General features: G+C 55.3%; 15 protein-coding genes. 8 read left to right on the top strand and 7 right to left on the bottom strand.

Annotation, left to right across the window (positions count from 1 at the left end):
• Positions 1-32 precede the first annotated feature (32 nt).
• Together HVZ52_RS05920 and HVZ52_RS05915 are read left to right on the top strand one after the other, a co-directional pair.
• The gene (locus HVZ52_RS05920) at positions 33-2528 is read left to right on the top strand and encodes a fimbria/pilus outer membrane usher protein (protein WP_181598992.1); all 2496 of its coding nucleotides are present in this window, start codon (positions 33-35) and stop codon (positions 2526-2528) included.
• Positions 2519-3601, top strand: a complete 1083-nt coding sequence (locus HVZ52_RS05915; RefSeq protein ID WP_181598991.1) for a fimbrial protein — start codon at positions 2519-2521, stop codon at positions 3599-3601. The genes HVZ52_RS05920 and HVZ52_RS05915 overlap by 10 nt, the downstream gene beginning before the upstream one ends.
• 3 nt (positions 3602-3604) lie before the next feature.
• Here HVZ52_RS05915 and hcaR read toward each other — a convergent pair whose 3' ends face one another.
• Complete coding sequence (gene hcaR / locus HVZ52_RS05910) at positions 3605-4486, bottom strand: DNA-binding transcriptional regulator HcaR (protein WP_181598990.1); 882 nt, start codon at positions 4484-4486, stop codon at positions 3605-3607.
• A gap of 135 nt (positions 4487-4621) precedes the next feature.
• Here hcaR and hcaE point away from each other — a divergent pair, with 135 nt between their 5' ends.
• From hcaE to hcaD, 5 genes are read left to right on the top strand one after another with little or no spacing between them, the layout of a single operon-like run.
• Positions 4622-5983, top strand: coding sequence for a 3-phenylpropionate/cinnamic acid dioxygenase subunit alpha (gene hcaE, locus HVZ52_RS05905; RefSeq protein ID WP_181598989.1), 1362 nt, complete (start codon positions 4622-4624; stop codon positions 5981-5983).
• Positions 5980-6498 (top strand): 3-phenylpropionate/cinnamic acid dioxygenase subunit beta, encoded by a 519-nt coding sequence (gene hcaF, locus HVZ52_RS05900; protein WP_016154024.1) that lies wholly within the window; start codon positions 5980-5982, stop codon positions 6496-6498. The genes hcaE and hcaF overlap by 4 nt, the downstream gene beginning before the upstream one ends.
• Positions 6498-6818, top strand: coding sequence for a 3-phenylpropionate/cinnamic acid dioxygenase ferredoxin subunit (gene hcaC, locus HVZ52_RS05895; protein WP_016154025.1), 321 nt, complete (start codon positions 6498-6500; stop codon positions 6816-6818). Before hcaF ends, hcaC begins: the two co-directional genes overlap by 1 nt.
• Positions 6815-7627 (top strand): 3-phenylpropionate-dihydrodiol/cinnamic acid-dihydrodiol dehydrogenase, encoded by an 813-nt coding sequence (gene hcaB, locus HVZ52_RS05890; RefSeq protein WP_181598988.1) that lies wholly within the window; start codon positions 6815-6817, stop codon positions 7625-7627. Before hcaC ends, hcaB begins: the two co-directional genes overlap by 4 nt.
• Before the next feature lie 9 nt (positions 7628-7636).
• Positions 7637-8839, top strand: a complete 1203-nt coding sequence (hcaD, locus tag HVZ52_RS05885; RefSeq protein ID WP_181598987.1) for a phenylpropionate dioxygenase ferredoxin reductase subunit — start codon at positions 7637-7639, stop codon at positions 8837-8839.
• Positions 8840-8917: 78 nt separating this feature from the next.
• Here hcaD and glyA read toward each other — a convergent pair whose 3' ends face one another.
• A complete protein-coding gene (gene glyA / locus HVZ52_RS05880; RefSeq protein WP_003835277.1) occupies positions 8918-10171 on the bottom strand; it encodes a serine hydroxymethyltransferase in 1254 nt (417 codons plus the stop codon).
• A 326-nt stretch (positions 10172-10497) separates the two neighbouring features.
• Here glyA and hmpA point away from each other — a divergent pair, with 326 nt between their 5' ends.
• Positions 10498-11688, top strand: coding sequence for an NO-inducible flavohemoprotein (gene hmpA / locus HVZ52_RS05875; RefSeq protein WP_181598986.1), 1191 nt, complete (start codon positions 10498-10500; stop codon positions 11686-11688).
• 95 nt (positions 11689-11783) lie between these two features.
• Here hmpA and glnB read toward each other — a convergent pair whose 3' ends face one another.
• From glnB to purL, 5 genes are all read right to left on the bottom strand, one after another.
• Positions 11784-12122: a nitrogen regulatory protein P-II gene (gene glnB / locus HVZ52_RS05870; RefSeq protein WP_002914032.1), complete on the bottom strand. Its 339-nt coding sequence runs from the start codon at positions 12120-12122 to the stop codon at positions 11784-11786.
• Positions 12123-12182: 60 nt separating this feature from the next.
• Positions 12183-13517, bottom strand: coding sequence for a two-component system response regulator GlrR (gene glrR, locus HVZ52_RS05865; RefSeq protein ID WP_304412487.1), 1335 nt, complete (start codon positions 13515-13517; stop codon positions 12183-12185).
• Positions 13517-14260 carry a two-component system QseEF-associated lipoprotein QseG gene (gene qseG, locus HVZ52_RS05860; RefSeq protein ID WP_181598985.1) on the bottom strand — a complete coding sequence of 248 codons (744 nt, stop codon included), beginning with the start codon at positions 14258-14260 and terminating at the stop codon, positions 13517-13519. Before qseG ends, glrR begins: the two co-directional genes overlap by 1 nt.
• A 22-nt stretch (positions 14261-14282) precedes the next feature.
• Positions 14283-15713 carry a two component system sensor histidine kinase QseE/GlrK gene (qseE, locus tag HVZ52_RS05855; protein ID WP_181599273.1) on the bottom strand — a complete coding sequence of 477 codons (1431 nt, stop codon included), beginning with the start codon at positions 15711-15713 and terminating at the stop codon, positions 14283-14285.
• Between the two features lie 560 nt (positions 15714-16273).
• The gene (gene purL, locus HVZ52_RS05850) at positions 16274-20161 is read right to left on the bottom strand and encodes a phosphoribosylformylglycinamidine synthase (protein ID WP_181598984.1); all 3888 of its coding nucleotides are present in this window, start codon (positions 20159-20161) and stop codon (positions 16274-16276) included.
• Positions 20162-20372 lie beyond the last annotated feature (211 nt).

Here is a 20372-nt window from a genome sequence, read left to right as displayed (position 1 = left end):
ACGATAATAGCTCTCAAGGAATGACAAGCGAAATGGTGCAATTAACACCGCATTTATTAACCACGAAACGGCTCTCTTTCTGGATACATTGCGCGATTGTCAGCGGATGCCTGAGCGCATGCCAGGCCTGGGCCAGCGATCTCTATTTTGACCCGGCGCTGCTGGAAACGGAGAAAAGTGGCCAGCGGGCAGTGGATCTCAACGTATTTTCTCAGAATAACGCCCAGCTCCCTGGTGAATATATTGTTGATATTTATATTAATAAAAAGAAAACGGTACAACGTACGCTGCCGTTCATCGCCGGTAAAGACCACCAACTGATTCCTCAGTTCACCCTTGGGCAGCTACGTGAGTTAGGCTTTAAGATCGACAACTATCCGCAGCTTGCTGAGCAGGACAACCGTACGATAATTGCCGATCTGGCGCAGGCCATCCCCGGCAGCGTCTCTCAGTTCGACTTCAACCACAGCCGGCTGAATCTCAGCGTGCCGCAGATTGCATTGTACCGCGACGCCCGCGGCTATATTGACCCCTCCCGCTGGGACGACGGTATGCCGGTGCTGTTTACCAACTACGCCTTTAGCGGCTCGCAGAACCAATACGAAAGCGATAACACCCAGCACCAGTATCTGAATATGCAAAACGGCGCCAATATCGGCCCCTGGCGGCTGCGCAATTATTCCACCTGGACGCACAACGATAACGACACACGCTGGGAGAGCATTAATAGCTGGTTGCAGCGGGATATCAAAAGTCTGAAATCGCAGCTGGTAATGGGCGAGAGCGCAACGGAAGGCACAGTATTCACCAGCTATCAGTTTACCGGCGTGCGGCTGTACTCCGATGAAACCATGCTGCCCAACAGCCAGCGCGGCTTTGCGCCGACCATTCGCGGTATCGCCAACTCCAGCGCTATCGTCACGGTACGGCAAAACGGCTACACCCTGTATCAAAGCAATGTCCCGGCCGGCGCTTTTGAAATCAACGACCTCTACCCCTCTTCCTTCAGCGGCGATTTAGACGTCACTATCGAAGAGGCCGACGGTAGCGTGCGGCACTTCGTCCAGCCATTCTCCGCGCTACCGCAGATGCAGAGGCCGGGATATCTCAAATACAGCGCCACCGCCGGGCGCTTTCGCGCCGCCAGCTCGCAGGACAGCAACGAACCGGAGTTCCTTGAAAGCACCGCCAGCTATGGCCTGAACAACGTGTTGACCCTGTACGGTGGCCTGAATGCCTCGCAGGACTATCGGGCGCTGGCGCTGGGTCTCGGCTCTACACTCGGCGAACTTGGAGCGGTATCGATGGATGTCAGCCGTGCGGATACCCAGCTTGATAACGATGAAAACTATCACGGCTACAGCTGGCGTACCCAGTACATCAAAGATCTACCGGAAAGCGGCACCAGCGTGTCAGTAAGCTACTATCGCTACACCAGCAGCGGTTATTTCAACTTCTCCGACGCCAACCAGAAGGACATCAGCGCCGACGACCGCCTGCGCAATGAAGCTCAGTTCACCGTCAGCCAGTCGCTGTTTTCTGGTATCAGCTTCTACGCCTCCGGCTCGCAGCAGAAGTACTGGGATCGCGGGGGGCAGGATAAAAACCTGTCCATCGGCCTGAACGGCAATCTATGGGGCGTGAGCTATAACCTCAGCGGCCAGTTCACCGATTCGCAGGACAGCGACAACGATCGCACGCTGTCGCTCAGCCTGAGCGTACCGCTGGATCGCTGGCTGTCGCATGCGCGGGCAACCTGGCGCACCACCGATCAACGCGATCGCGCCACACAGCACGAAGTGGGTATCAACGGCTCGCTGCTGGAAGACCGTCGACTGAGCTATAGCCTCAAACAGCGGCAAAGCGAAGGCGGCGGCGGTGATAGCAGCAGCCTGTACGGCAGCTATCGCTCTGCCTATGGCACCATGAATGCGGGCTACGACTACAGCAGCGATAGCCAGAAGATGAGCTACGGCCTCTCCGGCGGTATTGTCGCCCATCCCCACGGCGTGACGCTGTCGCAGCCGCTGGGTAATGCCTTTGCGCTGATTGACGCCAACGGCGCGGCAGGTATCCGGGTGAAAAACTATCCGGGCATCGCCACCGACTATTTTGGCTATGCCATTATCCCCTATCTGACCGCGTATCAGGAAAACGCCATCTCTCTCGATACCACTATGATGCCGGATAATGTCGATGTGACCGAAACCGTGCGTACCGTGGTGCCTAATCGCGGTGCCGCCGTAACGGCGCACTTTATTGCCCAGACCGGCTACCGCGTGCTGTTGAAACTCACCGATGCGCGAGGGAATGCGCTGCCCTTCGGCGCAGTAGCCAGCAGCCAGACGCAGCAAAGCATCGTCGATGAAGGCGGCGTGCTGTATATCACCGGCGTGAACAATCAGCCGCAGAGGTGGTCCGTGCGCTGGGGCAATCAGCCTGATCAACAGTGCCAGTTTACCTTCAGCCTGCAGGAAGATGCCGCTCGCAGCGCCGCAATACATAATGGGAACGCACTATGTCAATAAAGAATTCGTGGATGAAAAATGGGATTGCCGCCGCGCTGCTGGCGCTATCTATCGCCCCGGTCTACGCGGAGAACGGGTCCTGCGCCGCAGCAGGTCGCTTTAACGCCGATGTCTCCAGCGACTGGACACAAGCCCAGAACGTCGCCGGAACCTCGCTGGAGCTGCCGACACCGCTCTCAGGCGGTGCCTATCAAATTGATTGCGACTGTGGCGCGGGTAGCAAAGTGGCGTTGTTCTATACGGTCACCAGCGCGCTACCCAAAATCGGTCAACTCAGCGGCTTTTACCATCTGAATGATAATCTGGATATTAAAACCGAAGTTGACGATATTCCCGGCGCCACAGCCGTCTTACCGACAAACCGTGACCCATTGAGAGAAAATGGCTCGTATGAAATAAACAACACCAAAGGCAGCGTGTGTACCGACGATCCGGCGGAGAATCGCGCCGCGCCGGTGACGATAGGCGCACGTACCCGTTTTACGCTGTACGTCACCAAACCCTTCTTAGGTGAACTGGTGATTCCAGATACCCCAATCGCCTCCGTACGGGCAGGATGGAGCACGACGACCTCCCCTCCGTCAATGAGCAGCCTGGGAGATATCGCCGAACTGCGCATCCAGGGGAGCATTACCGTGCCTCAGGACTGTAAAATCAACCAGGGCGACGTCATTCAGGTCGATCTCGGTTATATCAACACCAGCCGTTTCACTACTCGTAATGAGATGCCGGACGGCTATACACCAGTCAATTTTGATATTGTCTACGACTGTGGCGATACATCAAGCATCAACAATAAGATGGAAATGAGGATTGATGGCGATGATCTGCTTGATCAGTACACATTAGTCGCCCGCCGCCGGGAGGCCGATAATACCCCAGACATCGGCGTGAGAATGGCTCGTATCGACGACACCCACATCAATATCCCGTTCACAAATGGGTTAATCGGTATCCATCCTTCCAGCCGGGGGGTCATCAGCCTGGAGGCATGGCCGATCAATCTCCTCGGTGGAACGCCAGCCCCAGGTAAATTTAGCGGTACAGCCACGATTACCGTTCTCGTGAAATAGCGGTTACTCTATCCTCTGGCGTTGTGCCAGTTCGATGAATTGCTGCAGGGCGGGCTTTAGCTCGCCCTTCTTCCATGCCATCAACAATGCCAGCGTTGGCGCTTCACCGACGATTGACCGAAAAACCACCTGCCCGGTATTAAAATTATTCATATAACCGGGTATCAAAGTCACCCCCAGCCCCATGCCGACCAGATTCATGGTCACCAGAATATTGGTCGCTACCTGCACAATATTGGGCTGGCTTTTCTGCTGCTGAAACCAGTTTTTGACAATCATCGCTAGCGCCCCGGAATAAGCGGGATCGGTACTGACAAAATTTACGCCGTGTAACTGTTCTGCGGAGATCGCTTGCTCATTGGCTAACGGATGATTCACCGGTAACACCACGACCAGCGGCTCATGAATCAGCTCCAGATAATCCAGCTCCGGGCTGTACACCGGGTGACGCATTAAGCCCACATCCAGTTCTCCGTTGAGGATCCTTTCTTCCTGTTCGGTGGTTATCAGGCTTACCAGCTCAATGTGCGTATCCGGTTGTTTTAAACGAAATAAGGGCAGCACTTTCGGGAGCAAATTCACCTCAGCGGAAGGGACAAAACCAATAGCGAAATGATTATCTTCCTGCCCCGTTTTACGGGCGCGAACTTTGGCATTTTCCGCCTGCTCAAGGATCGCCAGCGCGTCCTGTAAAAAGCACTCCCCCGCCGCCGTCAGCGCAACTTTTCGCTTGTCCCGCACCAGTAACGGAACGCCCACGCAGGTTTCCAGATCGCGGATCTGGCTGCTTAACGACGGCTGAGAGGTATGCAGCTTTTCTGCCGCCCGGGTGAAATTCAGCGCCTGCGCCACCGCCACAAAATAGCGTAAGTGCCTCAGTTCCATGCCCTTCTCCTTGTTATCGAAAAAATGTCTCAACTGGTAGAAATTTACTATTTCACAGATTGATAACTAACCAGCAACATCCTTATGGCACAAAAATAGAAGGTCAATACATCTTATCTTTCAGGATTAAAAAATATGACCACACCCTCAAATTTAGACATCTACCAACTGATCGACACGCAAAACGGTCGTGTAACCCCACGGATTTATACTGACCCAGAAATTTACCAACTGGAGCTGGAGCGCATCTTCGGGCGCTGCTGGCTATTTCTCGCCCACGAAAGCCAAATCCCCAAAGCCGGTGATTTTTTTAACACCTACATGGGCGAGGATGCGGTCGTGGTGGTTCGCCAGAAAGACGGCAGCATCAAAGCGTTTCTCAACCAATGCCGCCACCGGGCGATGCGCGTCAGCTACGCCGACTGCGGGAACACTCGCGCCTTTACCTGCCCGTATCACGGCTGGTCGTACGGTATCAATGGCGAGCTGATCGACGTCCCGCTGGAGCCTCGCGCTTACCCGCAAGGGCTATGCAAATCGCACTGGGGACTGAACGAAGTTCCTAGCGTAGAGAGCTATAAAGGGCTGATTTTCGGCAACTGGGACACCACCGCGCCCACGCTACGCGATTATCTCGGCGACATCGCGTGGTATCTCGACGGTGTGCTTGACCGCCGCGAAGGCGGCACAGAAATCGTCGGCGGCGTACAGAAGTGGACCATCGACTGTAACTGGAAATTTCCCGCCGAACAGTTTGCCAGCGATCAGTATCACGCATTGTTCAGTCATGCCTCCGCTGTGCAGGTGTTGGGGGCAAAAGACGACGGTAGCGATAAACGCCTCGGTGACGGACAAACCGCTCGCCCGGTGTGGGAAACCGCCAAAGATGCACTACAGTTCGGCCAGGACGGGCACGGCAGCGGCTTCTTCTTTACCGAAAAGCCGGATGCCAACGTGTGGGTCGACGGCGAAGTCTCCAGCTACTACCGCGACACCTACGCAGAAGCTGAACAGCGTCTGGGTAAGGTTCGTGCTCTGCGTCTGGCCGGTCACAACAACATTTTTCCAACGCTTTCCTGGCTCAATGGTACCGCTACGTTGCGCGTCTGGCATCCGCGCGGTCCTGATCAGGTTGAAGTGTGGGCGTTCTGTATTACCGATAAAGCCGCCTCTGATGAAGTGAAAGCCGCATTTGAAAACAGCGCTACGCGCGCTTTTGGCCCCGCCGGATTCCTTGAACAGGACGACTCGGAAAACTGGTGTGAAATTCAAAAACTTCTGAAGGGCTATCGGGCGCGTAATAGCAAACTGTGCCTGGAAATGGGGTTAGGTCAGGAGAAACGTCGTGAAGACGGCATTCCGGGGATCACCAACTACATCTTCTCAGAAACCGCCGCCCGCGGCATGTATCAGCGCTGGGCTGATTTACTCAGCAGCGAAAGCTGGCAGGAAGTGCAGGAAAAAACCGCCGCTTACCAGCAGGAGGTGATGAAATGAGTGCTTTAGTTTCCCTGGAACTGCATCACCGCATTACGCAGTTTCTCTACCATGAAGCCAGCCTGCTGGATGACTGGCAGTTTCGCGACTGGCTGGCACAGCTGGATGACGACATTCGCTATACCATGCGCACAACAGTCAATGCCCAGACGCGCGACCGTCGCAAAGGCGTGCAGCCGCCAACCACCTGGATTTTTAACGACAACAAAGATCAGCTTGAACGCCGTATTGCGCGACTGGAAACCGGAATGGCCTGGGCAGAGGAGCCGCCGTCGCGTACCCGGCACCTGATCAGCAACTGCCAGGTCAGTGAAACCGAAGTGCCGGATGTATTCGCCGTGCGTCTTAACTATCTGCTGTATCGCGCGCAAAAAGAGCGCGATGAAACCTTTTACGTCGGCATGCGCATGGACAAAGTGCGCCGTTTACCGGGCGATGAGTGGCGCTTACTGGAGCGTGAGATCGTGCTGGATCAAGCGGTGATCACCTCCCATAACCTGAGTGTATTGTTCTGATGAGTCGTATTTATGCCTGCCCCGTAGGGGATTTGCCGGAGGGTGAAGCGCTCCGGCTCGACACTTCGCCCGTCATCGCGCTGTTCAACGTTGGCGGCGAGTTTTATGCCATTAACGATCGCTGTAGCCACGGTAATGCCTCGATGTCGGAAGGTTATCTGGAAGACGACGCGACGGTGGAATGCCCGCTGCATGCCGCCAGTTTCTGCCTGAAAACCGGTAAGGCGTTGTGTTTACCTGCCACCGATCCGCTGACCACCTACGCGGTGTACGTGGAAGGTAGCGATGTGTTCGTTGATATTCCAGAGGACGCGAGATGAGCGATTTACGCGATAACGTGATCTTTATCACCGGCGGCGGCTCCGGTCTTGGCCTGGCGCTGGTCGAGCGTTTCATTGAGGAAGGCGCGCGGGTCGCCACGCTGGAACTTTCGCCAACCAAAGTCGCCAGCCTGCGCCAACGTTTTGGCGAACATGTGCTGGCAGTAGAAGGCAACGTCACCTGCTACGCCGACTATCAGCGCGCGGTGGATCAAATTCTGGCGCGCTACGGCACCCTGGACTGTTTGATCGGCAACGCCGGGATATGGGATCACAACGCCTCGCTGGTCAATACGCCAGCAGACGCGCTGGAGAGCGGCTTTCATGAGCTGTTTAACGTCAACGTGCTGGGCTATCTGCTGGGCGCAAAAGCCTGCGCCCCTGCGCTTATCGTCAGCGAAGGCAACATCATCTTTACCCTTTCCAACGCGGCGTGGTATCCCGGCGGCGGCGGTCCGTTGTATACCGCCTCTAAACATGCCGCCACCGGGTTGATTCGCCAGTTAGCCTACGAGCTGGCGCCAAAGGTGCGCGTCAACGGCGTCGGTCCGTGCGGCATGGCGACCGATCTGCGCGGCCCACAGGCGCTGGGCCAGGGCGATACGTCGATTATGCAGTCGCTGACGCCGGAAAAAATCGCCGCCATTTTGCCGTTGCAGTTTTTTCCTGAGCCAGCGGATTTTACCGGCCCGTATGTGATGCTGGCGTCAAAGCGCAACAATCGCACATTGAGTGGCGTGATGATCAATGCCGATGCCGGTTTGGGCATTCGCGGTATTCGTCACGTTGCCGCCGGACTGGATCTCTGAGGAGGCGTTATGAGCCATAAAGTTATCGCTATCGTCGGCGGTGGTCAGGCTGCGGCAATGGCCGCCGTCGCACTGCGTCAGCAAGGATTTAACGGCGAATTGCATCTGTTTTCCGATGAGCCGTATCTGCCCTATGAACGCCCTCCGCTCTCCAAAGCGATGCTGCTGGACGAAAATCCACAGCGACAGCCGATCCTGAACGCTGACTGGTGGCTGGAGAACAACGTACAGCTGCATCTTGGCATCACGCTGCGTCAGATTGACCGCACCTCGCGCACGCTGATGCTCGCCGATGGTCAGTCCTACCGCTGGTCGCAGTTGCTGTTGGCGACCGGGGCCGCCGCCAGACCGCTGCCGCTACTGGATAAACTGGGCGAACGTTGCTTTACCCTGCGTCACGCCACAGATGCCGAGCGTCTGTGCGGTGCCTTGCTGCCGGGCAAGTCGATTGTGATTGTCGGTGCGGGCACCATTGGCCTGGAATTAGCGGCCAGCGCGATCCAACGCGGCTGTCGGGTGACGTTAGTGGAGCTGGCCTCAACGGTAATGGGTCGCAACGCCCCAGCTCCGGTGCGCGACTATCTGCTAAACCGCCACCGACAGGCAGGGGGGCGGGTGCTGCTCAACAGCGCCATTGAGCACGCTGAAGCGGGAGAGTTTCTCTCGCTTACCCTGCAAAACGGCGAGACGCTACAGGCCGATGCGCTGGTTTATGGCATCGGTATCGTGGCGAATGATGCGCTGGCTCGCGAAGTGGGGCTGGAGACGGCTAACGGTATTATCGTTGACTCCGCCTGCATCACCTCCGATCCCGCGATTTTCGCCGCCGGTGATGTGGCGATAACGCGCCAGCCTGACGGTTCGTTAGAACGAGTAGAAAGCTGGGAAAATGCCAATAACCAGGCACAGATTGCCGCTGCCGCAATGCTTAATCTGCCGTTGCCGGAGAAGACGCCAGGCTGGTTCTGGACCGACCAATTTAATGACAATCTGCAATTTGTTGGCGATATGCAAGGGCAAACATGGTTATGTCGTGGCAATCCGGATGACGGCAAGGCTATCTGGTTCCAACTGCATGATGGGAAGCTAATTGGCGCAGTAGCGCTCAACAATGGACGCGAAGTGCGCGCACTGCGTAAGTTAATTCATTCAGGACGAGTGGTAAGCGAGGAAGCGCTATGCGATGAAAGCGTGCCGCTGAAGTCGTTGTGATAGCAGCCTGATAAGCGCAGCGCTATCAGGCATTAAAAAAGGCCGCATCAGCGGCCTTTCGTTTTGCGTTAAGCAGAATTACGCGTAAACCGGGAAGCGTGCGCAGATATCCAGAACTTTACCTTTGACGCGCTCGATAACGGCTTCGTCATTGATGTTGTCCAGAACGTCACACATCCAGCCAGCCAGCTCTTTCACTTCCGCTTCTTTAAAGCCACGGCGAGTCACAGCCGGAGAACCGATACGGATACCGGAAGTCACAAACGGGCTCTTCGGATCGTTCGGCACGCTGTTTTTGTTAACAGTGATGTTAGCGCGGCCCAGTGCGGCGTCAGCTTCTTTACCGGTCAGGTTTTTATCAACCAGATCCAGCAGGAACAGGTGGTTTTCAGTACCGCCAGAAACCACTTTGTAGCCACGGTTCAGGAACACTTCCACCATCGCTTTGGCGTTTTTGGCAACCTGCTGCTGGTAAACCTTAAACTCAGGCTCCATCGCTTCTTTCAGCGCCACGGCTTTCGCCGCGATCACGTGCATCAGCGGGCCGCCCTGTGCGCTTGGGAACACCGCGGAGTTCAGCTTTTTGTACAGCTCTTCGTCACCGCCTTTCGCCAGGATCAGGCCGCCGCGCGGACCTGCCAGGGTTTTGTGGGTGGTGGTGGTCACTACGTGTGCGTGTGGAACCGGGTTCGGGTAAACGCCTGCGGCGATCAGGCCCGCAACGTGCGCCATGTCAACGAACAGGTATGCGCCAATGCTGTCGGCGATTTCACGCATTTTTGCCCAATCAACAACGCCGGAGTAAGCAGAGAAGCCGCCGATGATCATCTTCGGCTTGTGCTCTTTGGCCTGCTTAGCCATATCTTCGTAGTCAATTTTACCGGACTCATCAATACCGTAAGGAATAATGTTGTAAAGCTTGCCAGAGAAGTTAACCGGGGAACCGTGAGTCAGGTGGCCGCCTTGCGCCAGGTTCATACCCAGAACGGTATCACCCGGTTGCAGCAGAGCGGTGTAAACAGCGAAGTTAGCCTGGGAGCCGGAGTGCGGCTGTACGTTAGCGTAGTCAGCGCCAAACAGCTCTTTTGCACGATCGATAGCCAATTGCTCAACGATATCAACGTACTCGCAACCGCCGTAGTAGCGCTTGCCCGGATAACCTTCAGCGTATTTGTTGGTCAGCTGAGAACCCTGCGCCTGCATAACACGCGGGCTGGTGTAGTTTTCGGAGGCGATCAGTTCGATGTGCTCTTCCTGACGTACTTTTTCCTGCTCCATAGCCTGCCACAGTTCGGCATCATAATCGGCAATGTTCATTTCACGCTTTAACATCCGCATCTCCTGACTCAGCTAACAATAGAATTTCGGCCTAAAAAGGCAGTCCCGTTGGACGACGGCGAACAGTATAACCGAATCATTCTTCGATAACAGGTCTTGACAAAGGATTTTACGCAAACGATTACCTTCACGGCACGCAAGGCTTTGGAGAACAAAGGTCTGCTGAATTTCAACGGATTTCTTTTCAGGTTTGTGATGCAGATTTTTCACGATGTAACCTTTACAACGCAAAGTTACAAAGAACCATTTACAATGCAGGGGTATTTTTTATAAGATGCATTTGACATACATCATTAAAATTTTAGATAAAGGAAGACCGTATGCTTGACGCACAAACCATCGCTACAGTGAAAGCCACCATTCCCCTGCTGGTTGAAACAGGCCCGAAGCTGACCGCCCATTTCTACGATCGCATGTTTACGCATAACCCAGAGCTGAAAGAAATCTTCAACATGAGTAACCAGCGTAATGGCGATCAGCGGGAAGCGCTGTTTAACGCTATTGCCGCGTATGCCAGCAATATCGAGAACCTGGCGGCGCTGTTGCCTGCCGTTGAGAAAATCGCGCAGAAGCATACCAGCTTCCAAATTAAGCCGGAGCAGTACAACATCGTAGGTGGCCATTTGCTGGCAACGCTGGACGAAATGTTCAGCCCAGGCCAGGAAGTTCTGGATGCATGGGGCAAAGCATACGGCGTGCTGGCGAACGTTTTCATCAACCGTGAAGCGCAGATCTACAGCGAAAATGCCAATAAAAATGGCGGCTGGGAAGGTACCCGTCCTTTCCGCATCGTGGCAAAAAACCCACGCAGTGCGCTTATCACCAGCTTTGAATTTGAACCTGTCGACGGTGGCGCAGTGGCTGAATATCATCCGGGGCAATACCTGGGCGTCTGGCTGAAGCCGGAAGGTTTCCCGCATCAGGAAATTCGTCAGTACTCACTGACCCGTAAACCCGATGGCAAAGGCTACCGTATTGCTGTGAAGCGTGAAGACGGTGGTCAGGTTTCCACCTGGCTGCACAACCATGCGAATGTGGGCGACGTCGTTCACTTAGCTGCACCTGCGGGCGATTTCTTTATGGACGTTGCGACCGATACCCCAGTGTCTCTGGTTTCAGCAGGCGTGGGTCAAACCCCGATGCTGGCGATGCTGGATACGCTGGCAAAAGCGAATCATACGGCGCAGGTTAACTGGTTCCACGCGGCAGAAAATGGCGATGTACATGCCTTTGCCGATGAAGTGAATGAACTGGGCAAAACGCTGCCACGCTTTAGCGCACACACCTGGTATCGTGAGCCAACCGAAGCCGATCGCGCGAAAGGTGCGTTTGATAGCGTTGGTCTGATGGATTTGAACAAACTGGAAGGCGCAATCAGCGATCCGGCGATGCAGTTTTATCTGTGCGGTCCGGTTGGCTTTATGCAGTTTGCCGCGAAGCAGCTGATCGGCCTGGGCGTGAAAAACGAGAACATTCATTACGAATGCTTCGGCCCGCATAAAGTCTTGTAATTACTCATGCCGGATGGCGCTGCGCTTATCAGGCCTACGGGATATTGTAGGCCTGATAAGGTGTTTACACCGCCATCCGGCAAGCACGGCGCGGCTTAGATTGCCGCGTCGTCTTCTTCACCGGTGCGAATACGAATCACGCGTGCCACGTCGAAGACAAAAATCTTACCGTCACCGATTTTACCGGTCTGGGCAGTACGAATAATGGTGTCGACGCAGGTATCGACGATGTCGTCGGTGACCACAATTTCAATTTTTACCTTCGGCAGAAAATCCACCATATATTCCGCACCACGGTACAGCTCAGTATGGCCTTTCTGACGGCCAAACCCTTTCACTTCTGTTACAGTCATACCGGTAATGCCGACTTCAGCCAGCGCTTCGCGGACGTCGTCCAGCTTGAAGGGTTTAATAATCGCATCAATCTTTTTCATGCTATTCCTTGAAAAGGTCGCCTGTCTTTTGATCGAATAAAACTAACATAATCCGCAGATTTATTCTTTGAAATCGTTTGCATCCAGCTCATGGCGAGAGAGCAACTTGTAGAATTCGGTGCGGTTGCGCCCCGCCATTCGCGCCGCATGGGTCACATTGCCCTTGGTAATTTGCAACAGCTTACGCAGGTAGTTGAGTTCAAACTGGTTACGCGCTTCAACAAAGGTCGGCAGCGCGGTGTTCTCCCCTTCCAGCGCCTGCTCCACCAGCGCGTCGCTGATCACCGGCGAAGAGGTCAACGCCACGCACTGCTCAATCACGTTAACCAACTGACGCACGTTACCAGGCCAACTGGCGGTCATTAGTCGTTTCATGGCATCGGTCGAAAAGGCGCGCACGAACGGTTTGTGTCGTTCAGCAGACTGGCGCAGCAGATGGTTTGCCAGCAGCGGAATATCTTCCGTACGCTCGGCCAGCGCCGGGATCTTCAGGCTCACCACGTTGAGGCGATAGTACAAATCTTCGCGAAATTCCCCCCGAGCCATCGCTTTGGGTAAATCGCGGTGGGTCGCGGAAACGATCCGCACATCAATATCGATATCGCGGTTACTGCCCAGCGGCCTGACTTTTCGCTCCTGCAATACACGTAGCAATTTAACCTGCAACGGCGCGGGCATATCGCCAATCTCATCGAGAAACAGCGTTCCGCCTTCCGCGGCCTGAAACAGCCCTTCACGATTGCTCACCGCGCCGGTAAAGGCGCCGCGCGCATGACCAAACAGTTCGGACTCCAGCAGTTGTTCCGGCAATGCGCCGCAGTTAATGGCAATAAAGGGCTTGTGGCTGCGCGGGCTGGCGTTGTGAATGGCCTGGGCAAAAACTTCTTTCCCAGTTCCGCTTTGGCCGTTGATCAATACGCTTACGTCCGATTGCGCCACCATGCGCGCCTGTTCCAGCAGGCGCAGCATCAGTGGGCTGCGGGTGACGATGGACTCACGCCAGCTGTCATCAGCGGCAGGCGCAGACTGTTCCAACGCCCCGTCGATCGCATGGTATAACGCGTCTTTATCCACCGGCTTAGTGAGAAAGCTGAACACCCCTTGCTGGGTCGCCGCAACGGCGTCGGGGATGGAACCGTGAGCGGTAAGGATAATAACCGGCATTCCCGGCTGCACTTTCTGGATTTCAGTAAACAGCTGCATGCCGTCCATTTCATCCATGCGCAGATCGCTAATAACCAGATCCACTTTTTCACGGTTCAGTACCCGCAACCCTTCCTGCCCGCTTTCTGCGGTTACGACGCTGTAGCCTTCGCTGGTCAGGCGCATTCCAAGTAATTTCAACAGGCCGGGATCGTCATCCACCAGCAGCAGATGCGCGGGCTTACGGCTTATCATGGCGTGACCTCATCGGCAGACGACGCTGCGCCTTCCTCGTTATCAGGTGGGGTGAGTTTATCGTTCCCGTGCGGCGCATCAGGGTTGTAACTACCGGCAGGTTTGCGCGTGGAAAGCTGGCGTTCAATATCGGTTAGATTCTCCAGCTTGCGGGTCGTGAGATCGAGCTGAGACTGCAAGTGTTGTTGCTGCTGACGTAACGTATCAAGATCGCTGTCTGATGCCTGCTGAAGCTTGCTGTAGCGCATACGCTCTTCGGCCAGTTGCAACTGCAACGTCTGACTGCTGCGCCAGACCTGATACAGCGGCCGTACCTGTGGCGGAATTTGCGGGCTTAATGCGTCGAGGCGCGTAACCGTCTCCCGCCTTTCAGGCGGCGTAATGTTGGCGTTATCAAGCAGGATCCCGCGCCTGAAAGCCCCCTGCCAGGTATCAGGCATCATCGTGCTGGCTTCACTACGCGCCTGTACCGGCATCAGGCGATTGGCGCAATCCATCGCCCGCAGCCAGTACAGCGGATTGATCTCTGTGGGCTGACCAGACAGCGACCAGATATCGCTACAGTCGGTAGCAAGGTAGTCCGCCAGTTGATGAGGCGGAATTTTCTCCTGCGAAGGGTCGCCGATAATATGATTCACCGCGTTCGGGACGCAGCCTACCAGCGCCAGACACGGCAGGCTTGCGAGGATGACGCGACGGAAAAAATGTCGTTTAAGCATTCGGACAACAACGTATGGCATACTCACCAGACTTAGGTTTATTTTAGTGATTTTTCGCTGCAGATAGCGGCAGTTCTATGCGAAAACAAACGTTTTGCGCATGCTCATCAACCAGATACAGTTTGCCCCGCATACGGCGGATGCAATCTCTGGCAATGCTCAGCCCCAACCCGCTTCCTTTTACCGCCCCTTTTCGCTGATGGCTACCCTGGAAAAAAGGCTCGAAGATCATGGTCTGTTCTGCTTCTGGAATCGGTGTGCCGGTATTCATTACATCAATGTATACCATTGAGCCATGCAAACTGCTGCGGATCCAAATGTTACCGGATTCAGCGCCATAGTGCACCGCATTGGAATAAAGATTGTCCAGCACGCTCATCAATAGCATCGGTTCTGCCAGGCAGGCGTTCACCGCAAGCGCAACATCAGTATGCATCATTTTGGCGCGAGCGGGCAGGCTATGTGCAGAAACAACGCTTTCCACCAGCGGCGCGATTTCCACACGTTCAAGCTCAACCTCGTCATCCGCCAGCTTGCGGTTGTAATCGAGCAGTTGCTCAATCAGTTTTTGCAGGTTGCGGCTACTGTCATCGAGAATTCCGACCACCTCTTTTTGCTCTGGTGTTAACGGCCCAACGACCTGATCGGCTAACAGCTCGGTACCTTCGCGCATACTCGCCAGGGGCGTTTTCAGCTCATGGGAGAGGTGGCGTAAAAACTGATGTCGTTGTGACTCCAGCCAGGAGAGACGTTCGCTCAGCCAGATAATGCGCTGCCCCACGGAGCGCAGCTCCCGGGGTCCCGTAAATAATACGCTATCGCCCAGCGAGCGCCCTTCCCCCAGACGATTGATCATTTTTTCTATGCCCTTCACCGGACCGATTATCATGCGGGTAAACAGCAACACCATCGCCAGGCTGACAAGAAACAGCACCAGCGCCTGCCAGCCAAAGAACTGCCCACGTTCGGCGATTTCCTGCTGTAGCTGCTGCCCACGAGAAAAGACGACCGTGCGCGTCGCTTGTACCATTTCAGTATTGGCACTGGCGAAAGCGTCCAGCCGCGCCGCCGCCACGCTATCAGGACCACTGTTGGTGCACTGCAACTGCGCGAGATCGTTGAGGTCCTGACGCAATGCCTGATAAAGCTTGGTATCCGGCAACACGCCCGCATGAGCATCCAGCATGTCGCTGTAGCGTTTACGTTGGCTCTGGTAAACCTTAGCCAGCGTTGGGTCATCAAGCACACAGTATTGCCGGTAGCTACGCTCCATCTCCAGCGCGGCATTGGTCATCGCTTCACTGCGTCTGGCGTCAATCAGCGTGGTTTGGTTCGTCAGCGCCGCCTGTGCGCTCAGGGCATTCAGACTTTGCCACGCCTGCCAGGCCAAAACTAACAACGGCAGCAGGATAAGCAAAAATGCCAACGTAACCAATTGACGTAAAGATCGGGGGAAAACAGACCAGCGCTTCAAGGCGTTACTCTCAATGGACAGGAATAGGTTGATGCTAACTGAGGGGAACGTCAGATACAACAAAGCCGGGATTAACCCGGCTTTGTTGTGGAATAAGGCGGTGCCTAACTCGACGTTTCGCCCGAAGGTTGATATGAGCGATGCTAATATCAGATGTTGGACGGCAGGCACCTTGTTGTGCGTCATTCGAAGTTTATGTAGCACGTCCCGAAGGGGCTGACATAAGAAGGTGAATGAGCCACTGGGCAATATTATGCAGCATCTGTGCCAATATTCAAAACACTTTATTAACACAATGATAAATATAGAAAATGTTCTTATTCACATGAAAAATAATTTTGGCTATTTTTCACCCTTACTGTCGCCAATCAGCAACACCCGCAGCAGTTAAAAACAAATTCATTGTAAATCATATGATTAAATGTCTCTTTTTAGCGACAACGTAACCCCACCTATGTCGGGATTTCCCGACACTTAAACGCATTGTCGGATAGCGGCATACAAAATGACAGACAAAAAAAAGCCCCTTACACAGAGGGGCTTAAAGGTTATCGAGCTGATTACCCGAGCTGTTTACGCGCGTTGCGGAAGATACGCATCCACGGGCTGTCCTCGCCCCAGTTTTCCGGGTGCCAGGAGTTGCTCACGGTACGGAATACGCGTTCCGGGTGCGGCATCATAATGGTGACGCGACCATTTTCAGTAGTAACGGCAGTAATTCCGTTCGGCGAACCGTTCGGGTTAGCCGGGTAGGTCTCGGTCACCTTACCGAAGTTATCAACGTAGCGCAGCGCCACCAGTCCCTTACTCTCCAGCGCGGCCAGATGCGCGCCGTCACGCACTTCCACACGGCCTTCACCGTGAGAAACGGCAATCGGCATCATCGAACCAACCATATCAGCAAGCAGTAAAGACGGGCTTTGCGTCACTTCGACCAGGCTGAAGCGGGCTTCAAAACGATCGGAGTGGTTACGCACAAAGCGTGGCCACAGCTCGCTTCCCGGGATCAGTTCACGCAGGTTAGACATCATCTGGCAACCGTTACACACCCCGAGCGCCAGCGTTTGCGGGCGATGGAAGAAGGTTTCGAACTCATCACGGACGCGGTTGTTGAACAGAATCGACTTCGCCCAGCCTTCCCCTGCGCCGAGCACATCGCCGTAAGAGAAACCGCCACAAGCGACCAGCGCCTGGAAGTTACCCAGACCGATACGTCCGCCCAGCAGGTCGCTCATATGCACATCGATGGCGTCAAAGCCCGCACGGTGGAAGGCAGCCGCCATTTCGACGTGGGAGTTCACGCCCTGCTCGCGCAGCACGGCCACTTTTGGACGCGCGCCGGTAGCGATGTACGGGGCGGCAACATCTTCGTTGATATCAAACGACAGTTTAACGTTGAGACCAGGATCGGCATCGTTGGTTTTCGCGTCGTGTTCCTGATCGGCACACTCCGGGTTGTCGCGCAGACGCTGCATCTGCCAGGTGGTTTCCGCCCACCACATGCGCAGCGTGGTGCGGCTTTCGCTGAACACCGGCTGACCGTTGGCGCTCAGGGTGAAACGGTCACCCGTTACCGCCTGGCCGAGATAGTGCACGCAATCTGCCAGGCCATGTTGTGCCAGCAACACCTCAACCGCTTCACGGTCAGCAGCGCGAACCTGGATCACTGCGCCCAGCTCTTCATTAAACAGCGCCGCCAGACGATCGTCACCCAGCGAGTGGATATCAGCGTCAATACCGCAGTGACCGGTGAAGGCCATTTCCGCCAGCGTAACCAGCAGTCCGCCGTCGGAACGGTCATGGTAGGCCAGCAGCTTACGCTGCGCGACCAGCGCCTGAATGGCGTCGTAGAAGCCTTTCAGTTGCTCAACGTTACGCACGTCGGCAGGCTTGTCGCCCAGTTGACGATAAACCTGTGCCAGCGCCGTCGCGCCCAGCGCGTTGTGACCAAGACCGAGGTCAATCAGCAGCAGGGCGTTGTCTTCAGTAGAGAGCTGTGGGGTTATCGTGTGGCGCACGTCTTCCACGCGGGCAAAGGCGGTGATCACCAGCGACAGCGGCGAAGTCATTTCACGCTGCTCATTACCTTCCTGCCAGCGGGTTTTCATCGACATAGAGTCTTTGCCCACCGGAATAGTCAGGCCAAGCGCCGGACATAATTCTTCCCCAACGGCTTTTACCGCTTCGTACAGCCCGGCATCTTCACCGGGGTGACCCGCAGCCGCCATCCAGTTAGCCGACAGTTTAATGCGTTTGATATCGCCAATCTGCGTTGCCGCAATGTTAGTCAGCGCTTCACCTACCGCCAGACGCGCAGAGGCCGAGAAATCCAGTAGCGCAACGGGCGCACGCTCACCGATAGACATCGCTTCACCGTAGTAGCTATCCAGGCTTGCGGTGGTGACCGCGCAGTTGGCTACCGGGATCTGCCACGGACCAACCATCTGGTCACGCGCCACCATGCCGGTAACGGTACGGTCGCCGATCGTCACGAGGAACGTTTTCTCAGCGACAGTCGGCAGATGCAGCACGCGGTTAACCGCATCTGCAATCAAGATTTCGCCACGATTCAGGGCGTCGCCTTTGGCTTTCAGCGTCTGCACATCGCGGGTCATTTTCGGGGTTTTACCCAGCAGCACATCCAGCGGCATGTCGATCGGCTGGTTATCGAAGTGGCTGTCGCTCAGTGTGAGATGCTGTTCTTCGGTGGCCTCACCGATCACCGCATACGGCGCGCGCTCGCGCTTACACAGTTCGTCAAACAGCGGTAGCTGGTCAGCGGCAACCGCCAGCACATAGCGCTCCTGGGATTCGTTACACCAGATTTCCAGCGGGCTCATACCCGGCTCGTCGCTAAGAATATCGCGCAGCTGGAACTTACCGCCGCGACCGCCATCGCTTACCAACTCCGGCATGGCGTTAGACAGACCGCCTGCGCCAACGTCATGGATAAACAGGATCGGGTTCGCATCGCCCATCTGCCAGCAGCGGTCGATAACTTCCTGGCAACGACGTTCCATTTCCGGGTTGTCGCGTTGTACCGAAGCGAAATCAAGATCGGCATCAGACTGGCCGGAAGCCATAGAGGAGGCCGCCCCGCCGCCAAGCCCGATGTTCATCGCCGGGCCGCCGAGGACGATCAGCTTGGCGCCAACGACGATCTCACCTTTTTGCACGTGATCGGCACGGATGTTACCGATCCCGCCCGCCAGCATGATCGGTTTATGGTAACCGCGTAGCTCTTCGCCGTTGTGGCTGTTGACCTTTTCTTCATAGGTTCGGAAGTAGCCGGTCAGCGCCGGGCGACCGAATTCGTTGTTAAACGCCGCGCCGCCCAACGGACCTTCGGTCATGATATCGAGCGCAGTAACAATACGGTCCGGCTTACCAAAGTCTTCTTCCCACGGCTGTTCAAAGCCAGGAATACGCAGGTTGGAAACGGAGAAGCCCACCAGCCCGGCTTTCGGTTTTGCACCGCGACCGGTTGCACCCTCGTCGCGGATTTCGCCGCCGGAGCCGGTAGCCGCGCCCGGCCACGGAGAGATAGCCGTCGGGTGGTTGTGGGTTTCAACCTTCATCAGAATGTGGGCTGGCTCCTGATGGAAATCGTAGCGGCCGGTTTTGTGGTCGGCAAAGTAGCGGCCCACTTCAGAACCTTCCATGACCGCGGCGTTGTCTTTATAGGCAGACAGCACGTGGTCCGGCGTGGTTTCGAAAGTGTTTTTGATCATCTTGAACAGCGACTTCGGCTGCTGTTTACCGTCGATAACCCAGTCAGCGTTAAAAATTTTGTGGCGGCAGTGCTCGGAGTTAGCCTGCGCAAACATGTACAGTTCAATGTCGTTCGGGTTGCGTCCCAGTTTGGTAAACGCATCCTGCAGATAGTCGATTTCGTCTTCCGCCAGCGCCAGACCGAGACGCAGGTTAGCGTCGATCAGCGCCTGGCGTCCCTCACCAAGCAGATCAACACTGGAGACCGGCGCAGGCTGGTGATGGACAAACAGTTTTTCGGCATCGTTCAGCGCAGAGAAAACCGTTTCCATCATGCGGTCGTGCAGTTCGTCGGCAACCATCTGCCACTGCTCAGCGGTCAGCGTAGAGGCTTCTACATACCAGGCAATGCCACGTTCCAGACGGCTAATCTGTTGCAGGCCGCAGTTGTGGGCAATATCAGTCGCTTTAGAAGACCACGGGGAGATGGTGCCAGGGCGAGGCGTAACCAGCAGCAGTTTGCCTTCAGGGGCATGGCTGTGAAGAGCAGGACCATATTTCAGCAGGCGTACAAGCTGGGCGTGCTCATCCTCATTCAACGGTGCATTCAGATCGGCAAAATGGACGTACTCGGCGTAAATATTGTGGACCTGGAGGTTGGCAGCCTGAAAACGTGCCAGCAGTTTGTTAATACGGAATGCAGACAGTGCAGGTGAACCACGCAGAATTTCCATCATAAGTCTCTCGTCTTCTAAGCTTTCGGTGTGCCCAAGTGGGGGAAACGGGCGTCATTATAAAGAATCTACCGCGCCGACGAAACCGTTTGCGTCGAAATAAAATCACGACCTTCTCTTATCATCAAATGCGGTCTGGTTTCTGAATAAGTTGCCAACTGACGCAAGTTTAAGCAAAATGCCGCTCATTAATGACGACTTCACTTCTTAATCA

The sequence above is a fragment of the Citrobacter sp. RHB36-C18 genome (genome assembly GCF_013814485.1).
Classification (GTDB): domain Bacteria; phylum Pseudomonadota; class Gammaproteobacteria; order Enterobacterales; family Enterobacteriaceae; genus Citrobacter; species Citrobacter braakii.
Note: the sequence above shows the minus strand (reverse complement) of the source record. Positions and strands in the feature narration are given on the sequence as shown.

What these genes read in the sequence shown, in the direction of transcription:
- HVZ52_RS05920 (WP_181598992.1), top strand. Translation starts at nt 33, where the DNA reads ATGGTGCAATTAACACCGCATTTATTAACCACGAAACGGCTCTCTTTC.
- HVZ52_RS05915 (WP_181598991.1), top strand. Translation starts at nt 2,519, where the DNA reads ATGTCAATAAAGAATTCGTGGATGAAAAATGGGATTGCCGCCGCGCTG.
- hcaR (WP_181598990.1), bottom strand. Translation starts at nt 4,486, where the DNA reads ATGGAACTGAGGCACTTACGCTATTTTGTGGCGGTGGCGCAGGCGCTG.
- hcaE (WP_181598989.1), top strand. Translation starts at nt 4,622, where the DNA reads ATGACCACACCCTCAAATTTAGACATCTACCAACTGATCGACACGCAA.
- hcaF (WP_016154024.1), top strand. Translation starts at nt 5,980, where the DNA reads ATGAGTGCTTTAGTTTCCCTGGAACTGCATCACCGCATTACGCAGTTT.
- hcaC (WP_016154025.1), top strand. Translation starts at nt 6,498, where the DNA reads ATGAGTCGTATTTATGCCTGCCCCGTAGGGGATTTGCCGGAGGGTGAA.
- hcaB (WP_181598988.1), top strand. Translation starts at nt 6,815, where the DNA reads ATGAGCGATTTACGCGATAACGTGATCTTTATCACCGGCGGCGGCTCC.
- hcaD (WP_181598987.1), top strand. Translation starts at nt 7,637, where the DNA reads ATGAGCCATAAAGTTATCGCTATCGTCGGCGGTGGTCAGGCTGCGGCA.
- glyA (WP_003835277.1), bottom strand. Translation starts at nt 10,171, where the DNA reads ATGTTAAAGCGTGAAATGAACATTGCCGATTATGATGCCGAACTGTGG.
- hmpA (WP_181598986.1), top strand. Translation starts at nt 10,498, where the DNA reads ATGCTTGACGCACAAACCATCGCTACAGTGAAAGCCACCATTCCCCTG.
- glnB (WP_002914032.1), bottom strand. Translation starts at nt 12,122, where the DNA reads ATGAAAAAGATTGATGCGATTATTAAACCCTTCAAGCTGGACGACGTC.
- qseG (WP_181598985.1), bottom strand. Translation starts at nt 14,260, where the DNA reads ATGCCATACGTTGTTGTCCGAATGCTTAAACGACATTTTTTCCGTCGC.
- purL (WP_181598984.1), bottom strand. Translation starts at nt 20,161, where the DNA reads ATGATGGAAATTCTGCGTGGTTCACCTGCACTGTCTGCATTCCGTATT.